The 18,263-nt window shown below is 71.3% G+C and carries 13 protein-coding genes; 9 read left to right on the top strand and 4 right to left on the bottom strand.

Going from position 1 to position 18,263, the window contains the following annotated elements; all coding sequences use genetic code 11:
• Positions 1-211 precede the first annotated feature (211 nt).
• Entirely contained in the window at positions 212-1,000 is a 789-nt protein-coding gene (locus tag AB0C62_RS04575; RefSeq protein WP_362969585.1) for a protein phosphatase 2C domain-containing protein, read from the top strand.
• Positions 1,001-1,022: 22 nt separating this feature from the next.
• On the opposite strand, the gene AB0C62_RS04570 is transcribed toward AB0C62_RS04575, so the two are convergent.
• The gene (locus AB0C62_RS04570; protein ID WP_362969584.1) at positions 1,023-1,553 is read right to left on the bottom strand and encodes a MarR family transcriptional regulator; all 531 of its coding nucleotides are present in this window, start codon (positions 1,551-1,553) and stop codon (positions 1,023-1,025) included.
• 280 nt (positions 1,554-1,833) lie between these two features.
• On the opposite strand from AB0C62_RS04570, the gene AB0C62_RS04565 reads away from it, so the two are divergent.
• Entirely contained in the window at positions 1,834-2,652 is an 819-nt protein-coding gene (locus AB0C62_RS04565) for a lysozyme (protein ID WP_362969583.1), read from the top strand.
• 118 nt (positions 2,653-2,770) lie between these two features.
• On the opposite strand, the gene lon is transcribed toward AB0C62_RS04565, so the two are convergent.
• On the bottom strand, positions 2,771-5,221 hold the full coding sequence (gene lon / locus AB0C62_RS04560; protein ID WP_362969582.1) for an endopeptidase La: 2,451 nt from the start codon (positions 5,219-5,221) through the stop codon (positions 2,771-2,773).
• 256 nt (positions 5,222-5,477) lie between these two features.
• Here lon and AB0C62_RS04555 point away from each other — a divergent pair, with 256 nt between their 5' ends.
• Complete coding sequence (locus tag AB0C62_RS04555) at positions 5,478-6,143, top strand: GNAT family N-acetyltransferase (protein ID WP_362969581.1); 666 nt, start codon at positions 5,478-5,480, stop codon at positions 6,141-6,143.
• Between the two features lie 46 nt (positions 6,144-6,189).
• On the opposite strand, the gene AB0C62_RS04550 is transcribed toward AB0C62_RS04555, so the two are convergent.
• Complete coding sequence (locus AB0C62_RS04550) at positions 6,190-7,191, bottom strand: rhomboid-like protein (protein WP_362969580.1); 1,002 nt, start codon at positions 7,189-7,191, stop codon at positions 6,190-6,192.
• 145 nt (positions 7,192-7,336) lie between these two features.
• The gene (locus tag AB0C62_RS04545) at positions 7,337-7,996 is read right to left on the bottom strand and encodes a TetR/AcrR family transcriptional regulator (protein WP_362969579.1); all 660 of its coding nucleotides are present in this window, start codon (positions 7,994-7,996) and stop codon (positions 7,337-7,339) included.
• 198 nt (positions 7,997-8,194) lie between these two features.
• Here AB0C62_RS04545 and AB0C62_RS04540 point away from each other — a divergent pair, with 198 nt between their 5' ends.
• The 6 genes from AB0C62_RS04540 to AB0C62_RS04515 all read left to right on the top strand — a co-directional run bounded on the left by AB0C62_RS04540 (position 8,195) and on the right by AB0C62_RS04515 (position 18,216).
• Positions 8,195-9,517, top strand: coding sequence for an MFS transporter (locus AB0C62_RS04540; protein WP_362969578.1), 1,323 nt, complete (start codon positions 8,195-8,197; stop codon positions 9,515-9,517).
• Positions 9,518-9,544: 27 nt separating this feature from the next.
• On the top strand, positions 9,545-11,293 hold the full coding sequence (locus AB0C62_RS04535; protein ID WP_362969577.1) for a glycoside hydrolase family 3 N-terminal domain-containing protein: 1,749 nt from the start codon (positions 9,545-9,547) through the stop codon (positions 11,291-11,293).
• Between the two features lie 108 nt (positions 11,294-11,401).
• Positions 11,402-12,079 (top strand): spermidine synthase, encoded by a 678-nt coding sequence (locus AB0C62_RS04530; protein WP_362969576.1) that lies wholly within the window; start codon positions 11,402-11,404, stop codon positions 12,077-12,079.
• A gap of 112 nt (positions 12,080-12,191) precedes the next feature.
• Entirely contained in the window at positions 12,192-12,929 is a 738-nt protein-coding gene (locus tag AB0C62_RS04525) for a response regulator transcription factor (protein ID WP_355875922.1), read from the top strand.
• 62 nt (positions 12,930-12,991) lie between these two features.
• The gene (locus AB0C62_RS04520) at positions 12,992-14,128 is read left to right on the top strand and encodes a HAMP domain-containing sensor histidine kinase (RefSeq protein ID WP_362969575.1); all 1,137 of its coding nucleotides are present in this window, start codon (positions 12,992-12,994) and stop codon (positions 14,126-14,128) included.
• A 281-nt stretch (positions 14,129-14,409) separates the two neighbouring features.
• On the top strand, positions 14,410-18,216 hold the full coding sequence (locus AB0C62_RS04515) for a multifunctional oxoglutarate decarboxylase/oxoglutarate dehydrogenase thiamine pyrophosphate-binding subunit/dihydrolipoyllysine-residue succinyltransferase subunit (protein WP_362969574.1): 3,807 nt from the start codon (positions 14,410-14,412) through the stop codon (positions 18,214-18,216).
• Positions 18,217-18,263: the final 47 nt, after the last annotated feature.

The raw sequence follows: 18,263 nt of genomic DNA, 5'->3' as shown, positions 1-18,263 counted from the left end.
TTGGCGGGCAAGTTCCTGCGGCGCTTGCCACGGGCCCGCGCGGCGGGCCGGTTGGACGTCGGGACCGGGCTTTGGCAGTATTCGCCGCCACGTGTTGCCGGAGTCGATCATTCCATGCCAAACCCGGCTTCCGGGCTGGTGGTCGGCACGGGTTCGGCGACCGTTGCCAGCCTCTCGTGAGCCTTGTGAAGGGCTCGTGCAGACTGGCGTGATGCGCACTGAACTCGTCACGGAGCCCGGCGACCCGGCCCGCCCCAATGAGGACTTCGCATCGGTCGGGCTTCCCGCTTCAGGACAGGGCGGTTCACTGGTCGTGCTGGACGGGGTGACTCCGCCCCGGAGCGACTACGGCTGTCGGCACACGGTCGCCTGGTTCTCCGCGCGGCTCGGCGGAACCCTGCTCGAACTGTCCGTTTCGCAGGGCGATGTGACGCTGCGGGAGGTGCTGGCCGAGGCGATCCGCCGGGTGGCCGAGGCGCACGCCGGGACCTGTGACCTTTCTCACCCAAGGACGCCTCAGGCAACCGTCGTCCTCGCACGGTGGTCAGCCTCCCAGGTCGAGTATCTGATCCTGTCGGACTCGGCCCTGCTGGTGGAATCACCCGCCGGCGAGGTGATCGCCCTGCTCGACGACCGCCTCTCCCGGGTGCCGCGCGCCTCCCTCGCCTCGGACGCGGTGGCCGACGCCACCGTCCGCAACAGGGGGGGCGGCTTCTTCACGGCGGCGGCGGATCCGGCGGTGGCGGCCCGCGCGGTGACGGGCACGCTGCCCCGCGCCTCGGTCCGCGCTCTGGCCGCCTTCACGGACGGCGCCACCCGCTGGGTGGAGAAGTTCCACGAGGGCGACTGGGCCGACCTGTTCGCGCTCGTACGCAAGGAGGGCCCCGCGTCCGTCGTGGACCGCGTCCGGGAGCTGGAGCGCGCGGACGCGGTGGAGCGGCTGCACCTGCGGCGCAGCAAGACGCACGACGACGCCACGGTGGTGTTCGCGGAACTGTGAGCGGCGCCGGGGGCGGTGCCGCTCAGCTGTGGGAGTGCTTCTCCATGCCGGAGTTCAGCTGGTGCAGCAGCCGGGCGAGTTCGGCGACCTCGTCCTGGTCCCAGTGGGCGAGCTGGCGGACGTAGCGGGCGCGGCGGGCCTCGCGGACGCTGGTGACGCGGCCGCGGCCCTCGTCGGTGAGATGGACGAGCCAGGCTCGGCCGTCGGCCGGGTCGGGTTCGCGGGCGACGAGGCCCAACTCCTCCAGCGCGCGCAGTTGCCGGGACATGGTGGCCTTGCCGACGCCGATGTAGGCGGCGAGTTCGGTGGCGCGCTGGCGACCGCACTCGTCGAGCCGGACGAGCAGTCCGTACGCGGCGGACTCCAGATCGGGGTGGACCTCGCGGGCCATCTCGCCCTGGCTCGCACGGGCCCGGCGCAGGAACAGCGTCAACTCCCGCTCCAGGGACAGGAACTCGTGCACCCCGTCGCCGTGGTCCACGGGCCGGTCCGCCCCGTGGCCCGACGCGTCGGACGCGACCGGACGCCCACCGCCGTTGCCGTGATCGTGCACGTCAGCACCCCTGACTCGGTTTCCCGATCCTGAAAGTTTCCGCCAGAACTCGCCCGTTACCGCAGCTCCGCCAGTATTTCGCAGGCGTAGACCAACGGCAGCGTCCGGCCCCTCTTCCCACGCCGTGGTCTACGTGCGTAGCTTCTTTATCAGGCACTTATCTCGCTGGCATGCGCACGCCATTCTGGGTCAACGACGACCTGTTCCCCAAGGCCCGCGTGCCCGCGCTCTCCCCCCACCGAGCTCCAGCGGAGCTCCATCGCCCTTCGGAGGCACGCACATGCCCGTGCACAGATCCGGAACGGCCCGCCGCCTGCGCCTGCTCGCGGTCGGAACCCTGCTCGCCGCGTTCTCCCTGTTGTCCACACTCCCCTCGTCCGCCGCGGACGTCCCCGCCCGGGGTTCCGCCCGGATGGGCATGGGAGTCGTCGCCCACGACGGCCAGGGCGGCCTGCCCACCGGCACCCGGGCCGCCCAGACCGAAGGCGTGGACGTCTCCGGCTACCAGGGCAGCGTCGCCTGGGCCACGCTTTGGAGCAGCGGGGTCCGCTGGGCCTACACGAAGGCGAGCGAGGGAACGTACTACACGAACCCCTCCTTCACCCAGCAGTACAACGGCTCCTACGGCGTCGGCATGATCCGCGGCGCGTACCACTTCGCCACCCCCGACACCACGACCGGCGCCGTCCAGGCCAACTACTTCGTCGACCACGGCGGCGGCTGGTCCAAGGACGGGAAGACGCTGCCGGGCACGCTCGACATCGAGTGGAACCCGTACGGGGCCGCCTGTTACGGCAAGACCCCGAGCGCGATGGTCAGCTGGATCAGCAGTTTCCTCACCCAGTACAAGGCCCGCACCGGGCGCGACGCGGTGATCTACACGGCCACCAGCTGGTGGAGCCAGTGCACCGGGAACTACGCCGGTTTCGCCGCCGCCAACCCGTTGTGGATCGCCCGGTACGACACCGGGCCGGGCACGCTGCCGGCCGGCTGGGGGTACTACACGATGTGGCAGTACACGTCGTCCGGCCCGACGGTCGGTGACCACGACAAGTTCAACGGCGCCCTGGACCGCGTGGTCGCCCTCGCCAACGGCTGACCCCCAGCGGAGTGCGTACGGAGCGGTCGCCTGACGGACCGCACCGTACGCACCCGGCGCACGGCGGAGGCCCGGGCCTCCCTCACGGGACCCGGGCCTCACCTCCGATGGGCGTCCGTCACGCCGCCACCGGAACCTCCGGCACCGCGCCGTTCGTCGCCGGCGCCAGTGCCAGCTCCAGGACCTGGCGGACGTCCGTGACGGCGTGGACGTCGAGCTTCTCCAGGACCTCGGCCGGGACGTCGTCCAGGTCGGCCTCGTTGCGCTTCGGGATGATCACGGTCGTGACACCCGCCTGGTGCGCGGCGAGCAGCTTCTGCTTCACCCCGCCAATGGGCAGGACCCGGCCGGTCAGCGAGACCTCACCGGTCATGGCCACATCGGTACGCACCAGCCGGCCCGAGAGCAGCGACGCGAGGGCGGTCGTCATGGTGACACCCGCACTCGGTCCGTCCTTGGGGACCGCGCCCGCCGGGAAGTGGATGTGCGCACCCCGGTCCTTCAGGTCGCCGACGGGGAGTTCGAGCTCCGCGCCGTGCGAGCGCAGGAAGGAGAGCGCGATCTGCGCGGACTCCTTCATCACGTCGCCGAGCTGACCGGTCAGGGTCAGACCGGCCGCGCCCGTCTCCGGATCGGCCAGCGACGCCTCCACGAAGAGGACGTCACCGCCCGCTCCGGTCACGGCGAGACCTGTGGCGACACCGGGCACCGCCGTGCGGCGCTCGGCCGGGTCCTGGGCGGACTCGGGCACGTGGTGCGGGCGCCCGACGAGTCCGCGCAGGTCGGCTTCGGTCACCGTGAACGGCAGCTCCCGCTCGCCCAGTTCGTGCTGGGCCGCGACCTTGCGCAGCAGCCGGGCGATGCCCCGCTCCAGGTTCCGCACGCCGGCTTCCCGGGTGTACTCCCCGGCGAGCTTGCGCAGCGCGCTCTCGTCGAGGACGACCTCGTCCTTCTCCAGACCGGCCCGCTCCAGCTGGCGCGGCAGCAGGTGGTCCCGGGCGATGACGACCTTCTCGTCCTCGGTGTAGCCGTCGAGGCGAACCAGCTCCATACGGTCGAGCAGGGCCTCCGGGATGGCTTCGAGCACGTTGGCCGTCGCGAGGAACACCACGTCCGAGAGATCGAGTTCGACCTCCAGGTAGTGGTCGCGGAAGGTGTGGTTCTGCGCCGGGTCGAGGACTTCGAGCAGCGCCGCCGCCGGGTCGCCCCGGAAGTCGGAGCCGACCTTGTCGATCTCGTCGAGCAGGACCACCGGGTTCATCGACCCGGCCTCCTTGATGGCGCGGACGATCCGGCCGGGCAGCGCGCCGACGTACGTACGGCGGTGGCCGCGGATCTCGGCCTCGTCCCGGACACCGCCGAGGGCGACGCGGACGAACTTGCGGCCCATGGCGTGCGCGACGGACTCGCCGAGCGAGGTCTTGCCGACGCCGGGCGGGCCGACGAGCGCGAGCACGGCACCGCCGCGCCGGCCGCCGACGACTCCGAGGCCGCGGTCCGAGCGGCGCTTGCGCACCGCGAGGTACTCGGTGATGCGCTCCTTCACGTCGGCCAGGCCGGCGTGCTCGGTGTCGAGCAGGGCCTGCGCGCCCTGGATGTCGTACTGGTCCTCGGTCCGTTCGTTCCAGGGCAGTTCGAGGACGGTGTCGAGCCAGGTCCTGATCCAGCTGCCCTCGGGCGACTGGTCACTGGACCGCTCCAGCTTCTCGACCTCCTTGAGGGCGGCCTCGCGCACGTTCTCCGGGAGGTCGGCGGCCTCGACACGGGCGCGGTAGTCGTCGGACTCCTCCTCGCCGTCCTCGCCCTTGAGGTCGCGCAGCTCCTTGCGTACGGCTTCGAGCTGGCGGCGCAGCAGGAACTCGCGCTGCTGCTTGTCGACGCCCTCCTGGACGTCCTTGGCGATGGACTCGGCGACGTCCTGCTCGGCGAGGTGCTCGCGGAGCTGCTCGGTGGCGAGCTTCAGGCGGGCCACCGGGTCGGCGGTCTCCAGCAGCTCGACCTTCTGCTCCAGGGAAAGGAAGGGTGAGTAACCGGAATTGTCGGCGAGCGCGGACACGCCGTCGATCTGCTGGACGCGGTCCACGACCTGCCAGGCGCCGCGCTTGCGCAGCCAGCTGGTGGCCAGGGCCTTGTACTCCTTGACCAGGTCGGCGACGCGGCCGGGGTCGGGGTCTCCCCCGCTACGGAGTTGAGAACTCGCGGAAGGGTCGGGCACGGTCTCGTCGACCCGGGTGCCCTCGACCCAGAGTGCGGCGCCGGGACCGGTGGTGCCCGCGCCGACCTTCACGCGTCCGCGACCGCGGATCAGCGCGCCCGGGTCGCCGTCGGCCAGCCGGCCGACCTGCTCGACGGTGCCGAGCACACCGGTGCTCGCGTACTTCCCGTCGATGCGCGGGACCAGGAGTACCTGGGGCTTGCCGGGCGTTGAACGGGCTGCGGCCTGGGCGGCCTCGACGGCGGCGCGCACGTCGGCGTCGTTCAGATCGAGCGGAACCACCATTCCGGGCAGCACGACCTCGTCGTCGAGCGGCAGCACGGGCAGAGTGAGTGATGCGGACGTCGAAGCCATGATCTTCCCTTCGGCATACAAGTTGAGCTATGTCGACTCAATGCATCGGAGTCCCTCAATGTTCCCCGGGGACTGTTCGCTGTGAGCGATCACGCGGGAGGCGCCGGAAACAGGCCCGCGGCGAGGCGGCGACGAGGCACGTATGGCGCGGAGCCGACCGGCCTGACATCATCTCCCCGTAAGGGTCACTCTTTGGAGGTGACTGTTACGTGAAGTGTGAGTGGACGCAGCGGACAGCTCGGGACAGGGGGCAGGTGTGGACAGGATCGTGCGGGCCTGGGTGGACGGATGGGTCGTCTCGCGCGGGGCGGCGCCCCCGACGGTCCGCGCGTGGGGATACACGATCGACGTCGGCCAGGAGGGCCACGTCACGCGGCACGTCCTCGGGGAGACGAACGACCGGGTCGAGGCGGCGGCGGTCCGCAAGGTCGCCGACGCGGTGACCGCGCCCGGCGTCTGGCTCAAGGTCTTCGCCGAGCCGTCGGCCGTCCGTCGCCTGCTCGGCGAGGGCTGGTGGACCGACCCCGAACCGGGCTACCTGATGTCGGCGCCCCTGGCCGCCGCCGAGGACGCCGGTCCGGACGGACCCCTCCCCCCTGACTACCGGCTGCGCATCTGGTCCCGCGGTGGCGTCACCCGCGCCCTGGTCACGGCGTCGGACGGGTCCTGGGCGGCCCGCGGCCAGATCGCCACGACGGGAGCGACGGCCGTCGTGGACCAGATCGAGACGTCGGCCGCGCACCGGCGGCGGGGGCTCGGCCGCACGGTCATGCGCACGCTCGCCCGGGCGGCGGCGGAGCAGGGCGCGGAGACCGCCGTCCTCGCGGGAACACCGGAGGGACGGGCGCTCTACGCGTCACTGGGCTGGCGTGTGGAGGCACCGCTGCTGAGCGCGCGGTACACCGGGACGGACACTCCCTAGGAAGCCCGGCCGTCCGCGTCGCGAGGCGATCGCGTCGGCGAGCGGGTCAGGCCGCGGCGGCCGTGGGAGCCGCCGCGCGCGCCCGTGCCGCGCGCCGCACGAGGGGCCAGGTCGCGACGCCGAGGGCCAGCGCCAGCAGGTGGCCCCAGTTCGTCATCGGGTCGTCGAGCAGGATCAGGCCCTCCGCGAGGACCGAGCCGAAGAGGGCCAGCAGGGGCCACCGCAGCCAGGGCGAGAGGAGCCCCGCGAGGGCGCCGACGCTCGCGGCGACGCCGAAGCTGATGCCGTAGTCGAACCGGTGCAGCGAGCTTCCGGGCAGATGCCCCGCCCACACCGCCAGCCCGACCGGCACCTCGGTGGCCAGCGTGGCGACCACGTGCCCGAGCAGGAAGACACCGGCGGCCCGCACTCCCCCGATCCGCCGCTCCAGCGCGGTCAGCACGAGCAGGAACCCGGCCGCGTACGGGGAGAGGATCCCGCCGACGATCCACAGCGCGCTCGCGAAGAGCACCGCCACGGGGTACCGCACGAGGTGCGCGACGTCCGTGCTGGACGCCTGGTGCAGGGCGCGCACGACCGCGGGGTCCGCGTGGCCGGCGACGTAGGAGGTGACGGTGAGGACCAGGGCGTACCCGAAGGTGAAGGGCGTACCGAACGGGGTGGGCAGGAGCCGTCCGACGGCTTGGGCAGCTCGGGCCGCGGGGCTGCCCGGCCGTCGCGCGCGTGCTGGTGCGGCCGACGGCGCGGGCGCCCCTGAAGCCGCGGCAGGGTCCGCGGAAAGGGCACTCGGTACAGGTGCCGTCGCGTTCGCGACGGTGCCTGCGGACAGGGCGGTCGGCGTCGCGGCCGCCGCCCGCGCGGTGCGCTGCCGGGGCATGCCGTCGAGCGCGTTCGCGGCCGGTGTGTCCGACTCCGACCCGGCGGTCCCGGGGCGTCGGGCGGCGGGCAGCGCTGCCCGCTCGACGGCCTCACCGCGTCGGGCGGCGAGCCCGTCCGCGCCGACGGGTGCCGCCGCTCGCGGGCGGTGCCCGGTGATGCTCCCGTCCACGGTGCCGTGCTCCTTCCGTCCCCGCCAAGCCTGCGCGCCCCACCCGGCGCTGTCCACGACAGGTGCCCCGTACCGGGCGATTCACAACAACTCCTCATGGTTCCCGGCCGGGTTCCGAGGTGGCTGCCGAACGGAGCCGGGGAGCTCAGGCCTCCTGGGGCAGCCCCGTGCCCGCCGTCGTGACCGACCGCAGCAGGCGGTCGGCGTACGCGCGGAAGCGGCCCACCATGTCGAAGCCGTCGGGGTCGAGCACCCACTGGATCTGGAGTCCGTCCATGACGGCCGCGGTCTCCTGGGACACTGCGACGACGTCCGTGTCCGGCTTCAGCTCACCGCCGGCGACCGCCTGCCGCAGCGGCCCCGCCATGTGCTCGACCAGGTCCACGTACCGCCGGGCGAAGTAGGCGTGGGCGGGATGCCCCGGGTCACCGGCCTCGGCGGCGAGCACGTTGAACATCCGGGTGCGGCCGAGCCGGGTGCCGTTGTACTCGGCGAGCCGGACCAGAGCGGCGTAGCACTCGGCGGCGGACACGAAGGCGTGGGAGAAGAACATGTCCCTGTCGTTCTCCTCGCAGCGTCCGAGCACCTGCACGAGCAGGTCCTCCTTGCTGCGGAAGTGGTGCAGCAGGCCGCCCTGGGTGATGCCGACGTCCTTGGCGATGCGGGCCAGCGAGGACGCGTGGAACCCCCACTGCGCGAAGTGCTCGACCGCGGCGTCGAGGATCCGCGAGCGGCGTTCGTCGCCGACGGCATAGGTCCCCCGGCCCGGCCCTCTGACAGGTCTCCCGCTCTCGTTCTGCACCATGCCCGCCACCATAAGCCCCTGGTCGCGGCGGCCCCGAGGCCCTCGTTGACCGTCGGTTACACGAGTCATCATCGGTCTCTTTTCAAGCCGCGTGCAGCGTGATTCTGGCCACGCGCGGAAAACCTAGTACCCACTCGGTGTTTCCCTATGGGCGCCGGTGCGGCAAGGAAGCCGCCCACGTCCCCATGGAGAGTCGCCATGGCCGTCACGCCAGACGCCTCGCTCGGTGCCCGCTCGCCCGAGCTCCCCGCGCAGGACTCCCGCCCGTCGAAGACCCCCTCGCCCGCTCCCGCCGAGCCGGAGCACGCCTCCGCGAAACTGATCGCGACGCTCGGCTTCGCCCAGTTCGGCGCCTACCTCGCCGTCCTCACCCCGGTGATGGTCACCCTCGCGCTGCGGGTCAGCCAGATCGTCCCGGAGGACGACCGCAGCTCCGCGCTCGGTCAGGTGCTGTCGGTCGGCGCCCTGCTCGCGATGCTCGGCAACCCGGTCTTCGGGGCCCTCTCGGACCGTACGACCAGCCGTTTCGGCCGCCGCCGGCCCTGGCTGCTCGGCGGTATGACGGTCGGCCTCGTCGGCCTGCTGGTGGTGGCGTTCGGCTCCAGCGTGCTGACGCTGATGCTCGGCTGGGCGCTCGCGCAGCTCGGCATCAATGCGGCGCTGTCCGCGCTCACCTCCTGTATCCCGGACCTGATCCCGCAGCGGCAGATGGCCCGCGTCTCCGGCATCGTCGGCATGACGACACCGTGCGCGATCATCGTCGGATCGGTGCTGGCGCAGGCGTTCAGCCACTCGATGGCGCTGGCCTTCCTGATCCCGGGCGTCATCGGCGTCCTGGCCGTCGGCTGCCTGGCCGTCGTGATGAAGGACCGCCCCGCCCGAGCCGGCGCCTTCGCGCCGTACGGCTTCAGGGAGTTCCTGCGCAGCTTCTGGGTGAACCCGCGCCTGCACCCCGACTTCGCGTGGAACTTCGCGGGCCGCTTCCTGGTCTTCACCGGGGCGTCCTGCGTGACCAGCTACCAGGTCTTCTTCCTGATGGACCGCCTCGGCTACAACGACGACGAGGTCACCGGCAAGGTCCTCGTCGGCACGGTCGCGATGGTCGGCGCGGTCGTGCTGGGCTCCCTGCTGGGCGGCCAGCTCTCGGACCGCTCGGGCCGTCGCAAGCCCTACGTCCTCGGCGCCTCGCTCGTGATGGCCGTGAGCCTCGCGATGATCGCCTCCGCGCAGTCCTTCGGCATGTACGTCGCCGCCCTGGTCGTCTTCGGCTTCGGCGAGGGCCTCTATCTCTCCGTCGACATGGCGCTGGCCGCCGCGGTCCTGCCGAACCCCGAGGAGTCGGCCAAGGACATGGGCGTCCTGAACATCGGCAACGCCCTCCCCCAGTCCCTCGTCCCCATGGTCGCCCCCGCGCTCCTCGCGATCGGCGGCGGCGGCAACTACGGCGCGCTGTTCCTCTTCGGAGCGGTCAGTGCCGTGCTCGGCGCGCTCGCCGTGCAGTTCATCCGCTCGGTCAAGTAACCACCCACGCAAGCAAGGCAGTCGAGGATGACCACACCCCTGTACCGCGACCCGAACCGCCCCGTCGCCGAGCGCGTCGAGGACCTGCTCGCCCGGATGACGCTGGAGGAGAAGGCCGGCCAGCTCTTCCACACGATGCTCGGCATGAACGCCGACGGCACCTTCGCGACCGAGGGCCCGTTCGCACACACCCCCACGCCCGAGCTGATCGCCGGACGCGGCCTCACCCACTTCAACCTGATCGGGCAGTACGGCGTCCGCGAGATGGCCCAGTGGGTCAACCGGGTTCAGGAGCTGGCCGCGGGCACCCGGCTCGGCATCCCGGTCACCCTCTCCACGGACCCGCGCCACGCCTTCACCGACAACCCGGGCGCCTCCTTCAACTCGGGCGCCTTCTCGGCCTGGCCCGAGCCGCTCGGCCTGGCCGCGATCGGAGACCCGGCGCTGGTCGAGCGCTTCGCCGACACGGTCCGCCGTGAGTACCTCTCGGTCGGCTTCCGGGTGGCGCTCCACCCGCAGATCGACCTGGCGACCGAGCCGCGCTGGTCGCGCCAGTCCGGCACCTTCGGCTCGTCGGCCGACGTCACCGGCGAACTGGTCCGGGCGTACGTCCGCGGACTCCAGGGCCCGCGGCTCGGTCCCGAGTCCGTCGCCGCCATGGTCAAGCACTTCCCCGGCGGCGGCCCGCAGAAGGACGGCGAGGACCCGCACTTCGCGCACGGCAAGGAGCAGGTCTACCCGGGCGGCATGCGCGAGCACCACCTCGCGCCGTTCCGGGCCGCGATCGAGGCCGGCTGCTCGCAGATGATGCCGTACTACGGACAGCCGGTCGGCACGGACTGGGAGGAGGTCGGCTTCGGCTTCAACAAGGACGTCCTCACCGGTCTGCTCCGTGAACGCCTCGGCTTCGACGGCATCATCTGCACCGACTGGGGACTGCTCACCGACGCGGACATCCTCGGCGAGACCTACCCGGCCCGCGCCTGGGGCGTCGAGCACCTCACCGTCGCCGAGCGGGCGGCGAAGGCGCTGGACGCGGGCAGCGACCAGTTCGGCGGCGAACAGTGCCCCGAGGTGATCGTCGAGCTGGTGCGCTCGGGCCGGATCACCGAGGCCAGGATCGACGCGTCCGTCCGGCGGCTGCTGCGCGAGAAGTTCGTCCTCGGCCTCTTCGAGAACCCGTACGCCGACCCGGACCGGGCCGAGGAGACGGTCGGGGCGCGCGAGTTCGCCGCGCTCGGGGAGGAGGCGCAGCGCCGCTCCCTCACCGTCCTGACCAACCGGGACCTGCTGCCGGTCGGGGACCGACCGAACCTGTATCTGCGGGGAGTCTCGGAGCGGACGGCGGCCGCGTACGGCAACGTCGTGTCCGACCCGCTCGACGCCGACCTCGCCGTCCTGCGCCTCGGCACCCCCTACGAGAAGCGGCCCGGGCTCTTCGAGTCCTTCTTCCACGCGGGCTCGCTCGCGTTTCCCGAGGACGAGCTGAAGGAGATCCTGCGGCTGCTGGACGCGGTGCCGACGCTGGTGTGCGTCAACCTGGAGCGGCCCGCCGTACTCCCGGAGATCGCGGAGCGGGCCGCCGCACTGGTCGCCGACTACGGAGCGAGCGACGCGGCGCTCCTCGACGTCGCGTTCGGACGGGCGCGCGCCGAGGGCCGGCTGCCCTTCGAACTGCCGCGTTCCATGGAGGCGGTACGGGCGTCCCGGCCCGACGTGCCCGACGACACCGAGGACCCGGTGTTCGCGTACGGGCACGGCCTGGACGTCGGATGAGACCGCGGGGCGCCTGATCCCGCCCCGCACGTCCGGGGCCCGGACCGTGGGGGGCCGGGCCCCGGATATTCCACCCTCCGCCCCCGCGCCGGTGCCAGGATGGCGGCCATGACTGCCACGTACGACACCCCTGTGGTCATCGACCGGCGCCAGGGCCCGTACGGCGAGGTCGTGCTGCGGCGTCACGGGGCGCTGCTGCAGATCATCGCCAACGGGTGTTTCCTGATGGACACCTCCGACGGGCGTTCCGAGCGCCTGCTGGTGGACGCCGCCCGCGACGCCCTGGACGGACGTCCGGAGCCGAGCGTGCTGATCGGCGGCCTCGGCGTCGGGTTCTCGCTCGCGCACGCCGCCGCGGACGGGCGCTGGGGGCGCATCACGGTGGTCGAGCGAGAGCCGGCCATCATCGACTGGCACCGCGCGGGCCCCCTCGCCGAACTGTCGGCGACGGCGCTCGCCGACCCGCGGACCGAGGTCGTCGAGGACGACCTCGTCGACTACGTCAATGAGATCTCCGACACGTTCGACGCGCTGTGTCTCGACATCGACAACGGACCCGGCTGGACGGTCACGGAGGGCAACGCGGGCCTGTACGGGAAGGCCGGACTGGCAAGCTGCGCAAGGGCGTTGAAGCCGGGCGGCGTACTCGCCGTGTGGTCGGCCCAGCCCTCTCCGGAATTTGAAGGAACCTTGCGGAATGCCGGATTCCAACGGGTCCGTACCGAAGAGATCCCCGTTGCCCGGGGCGTTCCCGACGTGGTGCATCTCGCGGTAAGGCCTGGATAGCCGAGGCCCCGTGCCTGCCCGTACTCTGCTTTCCTGACGCGGATCATTCAAGCGTCAAGCGCAGTCATGGGATCACCCCACGGATTCCGGAAAGCACACTCAGGGGCGGGCGATGGAGCAGACACACACCTCCCAGAACGGCACGGCGGCGACACCGGGCGCTCAGCGCCGGGTGCTGGTGGTCGAGGACGACCCGACGATCGTCGAGGCCATCGCGGCCCGCCTGCGCGCCGAGGGATTCCTCGTGCAAACCGCGGGCGACGGTCCCGCCGCGGTGGACACGGCCGAGGCCTGGCAGCCCGATCTGCTGATCCTCGACATCATGCTGCCCGGCTTCGACGGCCTGGAGGTCTGCCGTCGCGTGCAGGCCGCCCGCCCGGTGCCGGTGCTGATGCTCACCGCGCGCGACGACGAGACCGACATGCTGGTCGGGCTCGGCGTCGGCGCCGACGACTACATGACGAAGCCGTTCTCGATGCGCGAGCTGGCCGCGCGCGTGCACGTCCTGCTCCGCAGGGTCGAGCGCGCCGTGGTCGCCGCGTCCACGCCCCGCAGCGGCATCCTGCGCCTCGGCGAGCTGGAGATCGACCACGCACAGCGCCGGGTGCGGGTGCGCAGCGAGGACGTGCACCTCACTCCCACCGAGTTCGACCTGCTGGTCTGCCTCGCGAACACCCCGCGTGCCGTACTCTCGCGCGAGCAGCTGCTCGCCGAGGTGTGGGACTGGGCCGACGCGTCCGGCACCCGGACCGTGGACAGCCACATCAAGGCGCTGCGTCGCAAGATCGGTGCCGAGCGGATCCGTACGGTGCACGGCGTGGGCTACGCGCTGGAGACCCCGACTCCCTGAGCCGGGCCGCCGTCGGAACCTCGGGGCCTTCATGACCGGGACCTTCGTGAGGGGCTGATGTGATGAGCGTGCTCGGCGAGCGGGGGCGCGGGCTCGGCGCGCGCTCCTCAGGGGAGCGCAGGGGCACGGGCCCCTGGGGCGGTCTCCGGCCCTTCTCGATCAAGACCAAGCTGGGCGCGCTGGTCGTCATCTCGGTGCTGATCACCACGGGTCTGTCCATGATCGCGGTGCACACCAAGACGGAGCTCCGCTTCATCACGGTGTTCTCGATGATCGCCACCCTGCTGATCACGCAGTTCGTGGCGCACTCGCTCACCGCGCCGCTGGACGAGATGAACGCGGTGGCCCGGTCCATCTCGCACGGCGACTACACGCGCCGGGTGCGGGACGACCGCCGCGACGAACTGGGCGACCTGGCCCAGACGATCAACCTCATGGCGGACGAGCTGGAGGCCCAGGACCGCCAGCGCAAGGAACTCGTGGCGAATGTCTCGCACGAGCTGCGCACCCCCATCGCGGGGCTGCGGGCGGTGCTGGAGAACGTCGTGGACGGGGTGTCCGCCGCCGACCCCGAGACGATGCGCACGGCGCTGAAGCAGACGGAGCGGCTCGGCCGCCTGGTGGAGACCCTGCTCGACCTGTCCCGCCTGGACAACGGCGTCGTCCCGCTGCGCCGCCGGCGCTTCGAGGTGTGGCCGTACCTGTCGGGCGTACTGAAGGAGGCCAACATGGTCGCCTCGGCGCGCGCGGACATCGCGTCCGGCTCCGGCAGCCACACCCGCACCGACGTCCATCTGCACCTCGACGTGTCCCCTCCGGAGCTGACCGCGCACGCGGACCCGGAGCGGATCCACCAGGTCGTGGCGAATCTCATCGACAACGCGGTCAAGCACAGTCCGGCGCACGGCCGGGTGACGGTCAGGGCGCGACGGGGCGATCACCCGGAGTCGCTGTCACTGGAGGTCCTGGACGAGGGACCGGGCATCCCGAAGTCGGAGTGGCACCGCGTCTTCGAGCGGTTCAACCGCGGCGGCGTGCCCGCGCCGCACGGCCCGGGCAGCGACGGCGGTACGGGCCTCGGCCTGGCCATCGCCCGCTGGGCGGTCGATCTGCACGGCGGCCGGATCGGTGTGGCCGAATCCGAGCGGGGTTGCCGGATCCGGGTCATCCTTCCGGGACTTCCTTCTCTGCCAAGTTGACGTAAAGTTCGAAGCGGAGCCGCAAGATCCATCACCGTCGCCGTCGGCGTACACGTGTGATCAGGCACATGGCCGCGCGAGTCGTGCCGCGACCCGGCGTCGGCGTACCCTTCCAGAAGCGGAACCCCGCTTGTTTCCCGCCATTTCCCTGCGCGAAACACGGATTCCAATGTGACTTGCACGACGTTGGACGGGCCCGGCCTGACCTACCCGGCCGGGGAGGCGTAGCCTTTATTCCCGCTGTCCATCACCTTGTGAAGCGGAAGAGGGCGGTTGCCGCCGTGTCGCCACAGTCCCCCAGTAACTCGAGCACTTCGACCGAGGACCAAGCCGGGAAGAACCCCGCTGCCGCCTTCGGACCCAACGAGTGGCTCGTCGACGAGATCTATCAGCAGTACCTCCAGGACCCGAACTCCGTAGACCGAGCCTGGTGGGACTTCTTCGCCGATTACAAGCCCGGGGCGCCCGCCGCCTCGGCTCCGGCGGGTACTGCGGCCGCGGGGGCCGCAGGGACCACCACGCCCGCGCCGGCCGCTCCGGCCGCGCCCGCGCCCCCAGCGGCGCGCCAGGCTCCCCCTCAGGCGGCTCCCGCCGCCCCGGCCGCGCCCGCTCCGGCGGCCGCTCCCGCGGCTCCGAAGCCCGCTGCCGCCGCCCCGGCTCCCGCGAAGGCCGCTCCGGCCGCCGCGCAGCCGAAGGCCGAGCCGGCCACCGAGGCGCCCGAGGGCCCCGAGTACGTGACCCTGCGCGGTCCCGCCGGTGCCGTCGCGAAGAACATGAACGCCTCGCTGGAGGTGCCCACGGCCACGTCCGTGCGCGCCGTCCCGGTGAAGCTGCTCTTCGACAACCGCATCGTGATCAACAACCACCTGAAGCGGGCCCGGGGCGGGAAGATCTCCTTCACCCACCTCATCGGCTACGCGATGGTGCAGGCCATCAAGGCCATGCCGTCGATGAACTGGCACTTCGCGGAGAAGGACGGGAAGCCCACCCTCGTCAAGCCCGCGCACGTCACCTTCGGTCTCGCCATCGACCTGGTGAAGCCGAACGGGGACCGCCAGCTCGTCGTCGCCGGCATCAAGAAGGCCGAGACGCTGAACTTCTTCGAGTTCTGGCAGGCCTACGAGGACATCGTCCGCCGGGCCCGTGACGGCAAGCTGACGATGGACGACTTCTCCGGTGTCACGGTCTCGCTGACCAACCCCGGCGGCCTCGGCACCGTCCACTCGGTGCCGCGTCTGATGCCGGCCCAGTCGGTCATCATGGGCGTCGGCTCCATGGACTACCCGGCGGAGTTCCAGGGCACCTCCCAGGACACCCTGAACAAGCTCGGCATCTCGAAGGTCATGACGCTCACGTCGACCTACGACCACCGGGTCATCCAGGGCGCCGCCTCCGGCGAGTTCCTGCGGATCGTCGCGAACCTGCTCCTCGGCGAGCAGGGCTTCTACGACGACATCTTCGAGGCGCTGCGCATCCCCTACGAGCCGGTCCGCTGGCTCAAGGACATCGACGCCAGCCACGACGACGACGTCACGAAGGCCGCCCGTGTCTTCGAGCTGATCCACTCCTACCGGGTCCGCGGCCACGTCATGGCCGACACCGACCCGCTGGAGTACCGCCAGCGCAAGCACCCCGACCTGGACATCACCGAGCACGGCCTCACCCTGTGGGACCTGGAGCGGGAGTTCGCGGTCGGCGGCTTCGCCGGCAAGTCCCTGATGAAGCTGCGCGACATCCTCGGCGTGCTGCGCGACTCGTACTGCCGGACCACCGGCGTCGAGTTCATGCACATCCAGGACCCGAAGCAGCGCAAGTGGATCCAGGACCGCATCGAGCGCTCGCACTCCAAGCCGGAGCGCGAGGAGCAGCTGCGCATCCTGCGCCGGCTGAACGCCGCGGAGGCCTTCGAGACCTTCCTACAGACGAAGTACGTCGGCCAGAAGCGGTTCTCCCTGGAGGGCGGCGAGTCCGTCATCCCGCTCCTCGACGCCGTCATCGACAGCGCCGCGGAGTCCCGGCTGGACGAGGTCGTCATCGGCATGGCCCACCGTGGCCGGCTGAACGTCCTCGCGAACATCGTCGGCAAGTCGTACGCGCAGATCTTCCGCGAGTTCGAGGGCAACCTCGACCCGAAGTCGATGCACGGCTCCGGCGACGTGAAGTACCACCTGGGCGCCCACGGCACCTTCACGGGCCTGGACGGCGAGCAGATCAAGGTCTCGCTGGCCGCGAACCCGTCCCACCTGGAGACGGTCGACCCGATCATCGAGGGCATCGTCCGCGCCCGCCAGGACATCATCAACAAGGGCGGCACGGACTTCACGGTCCTGCCCGTCGCCCTGCACGGTGACGCGGCCTTCGCCGGCCAGGGTGTGGTCGCCGAGACGCTCAACATGTCCCAGCTGCGCGGCTACCGCACGGGCGGCACGGTCCACATCGTCATCAACAACCAGGTCGGCTTCACCGCCGCCCCGGAGTCGTCGCGCTCCTCCATGTACGCCACCGACGTGGCCCGCATGATCGAGGCGCCGATCTTCCACGTGAACGGCGACGACCCCGAGGCCGTCGTCCGTGTCGCGCGGCTCGCGTTCGAGTTCCGTCAGGCGTTCAACAAGGACGTCGTGATCGACCTCATCTGCTACCGCCGCCGCGGTCACAACGAGTCCGACAACCCGGCGTTCACGCAGCCGCTGATGTACGACCTGATCGACAAGAAGCGCTCGGTGCGCAAGCTCTACACCGAGTCCCTCATCGGTCGCGGCGACATCACCCTCGAAGAGGCCGAGCAGGCGCTGCAGGACTTCCAGGGCCAGCTGGAGAAGGTCTTCACGGAGGTCCGCGAGGCCGTCGCCCAGGCGCCCGAGGCACATGTCCCGGACGTCCAGGCCGAGTTCCCGGTCGCCGTGCCCACCGCGGTCTCCCAGGAGGTCGTGAAGCGGATCGCCGAGTCCCAGGTCAACATCCCGGACAACGTCACCGTGCACCCGCGGCTGCTCCCGCAGCTCCAGCGGCGTGCGGCGATGATCGAGGACGGCACGATCGACTGGGGCATGGGCGAGACCCTCGCCGTCGGTTCGCTACTCCTGGAGGGCACGCCGGTCCGGCTGTCCGGCCAGGACTCGCGCCGCGGCACCTTCGGCCAGCGCCACGCGGTGCTGATCGACCGGGTCACCGGCGAGGACTACACCCCGCTCCAGTACCTCTCGGACGAGCAGGCCCGCTACAACGTCTACGACTCGCTGCTCTCCGAGTACGCGGTCATGGGCTTCGAGTACGGCTACTCGCTGGCCCGCCCGGACGCGCTGGTCATGTGGGAGGCGCAGTTCGGCGACTTCGTCAACGGCGCGCAGACGGTCGTCGACGAGTACATCTCGGCCGCCGAGCAGAAGTGGGGCCAGACGTCCGGCGTCACCCTGCTGCTCCCGCACGGCTACGAGGGACAGGGTCCGGACCACTCCTCGGCCCGTATCGAGCGCTTCCTCCAGCTGTGCGCGCAGAACAACATGACGGTCGCGCAGCCGACGCTCCCGTCGAACTACTTCCACCTCCTGCGGTGGCAGGTGCACAACCCGCACCACAAGCCGCTGGTGGTCTTCACCCCGAAGTCGATGCTGCGTCTGAAGGCGGCGGCCTCGAAGGCGGAGGAGTTCACGACGGGCGAGTTCCGTCCGGTCATCGGCGACGACACGGTCGACGCGGCCGCCGTGCGCAAGGTCGTGTTCTGCGCCGGCAAGCTGTACTACGACCTGGAGGCCGAGCGGAAGAAGCGCGGTTCCACGGACACGGCGATCATCCGCATCGAGCGCCTGTACCCGCTGCCGGGTGCGGAGCTCCAGGCCGAGATCGCCAAGTACCCGAACGCCGAGAAGTACCTGTGGGCCCAGGAGGAGCCGGCGAACCAGGGTGCCTGGCCGTTCATCGCGCTCAACCTGATCGACCACCTCGACCTCGCGGTCGGAGCGGACGTCCCGCACGGCGAGCGCCTGCGCCGCATCTCGCGTCCGCACTCCTCGTCGCCCGCCGTCGGTTCCGCGAAGCGGCACCAGGCGGAGCAGGAGCAGCTGGTGCGTGAGGTGTTCGAGGCCTAGTCCTCGGCTCCCTCGCCACGGCAGTACGAACGAAGGGCCCGGCCCGA

The sequence above is a fragment of the Streptomyces sp. NPDC048643 genome (genome assembly GCF_040650615.1).
Classification (GTDB): Bacteria; Actinomycetota; Actinomycetes; order Streptomycetales; family Streptomycetaceae; genus Streptomyces.
The sequence above is the reverse complement of the archived record's forward strand: the minus strand, read 5'-3'. Positions and strand labels throughout refer to the sequence as shown.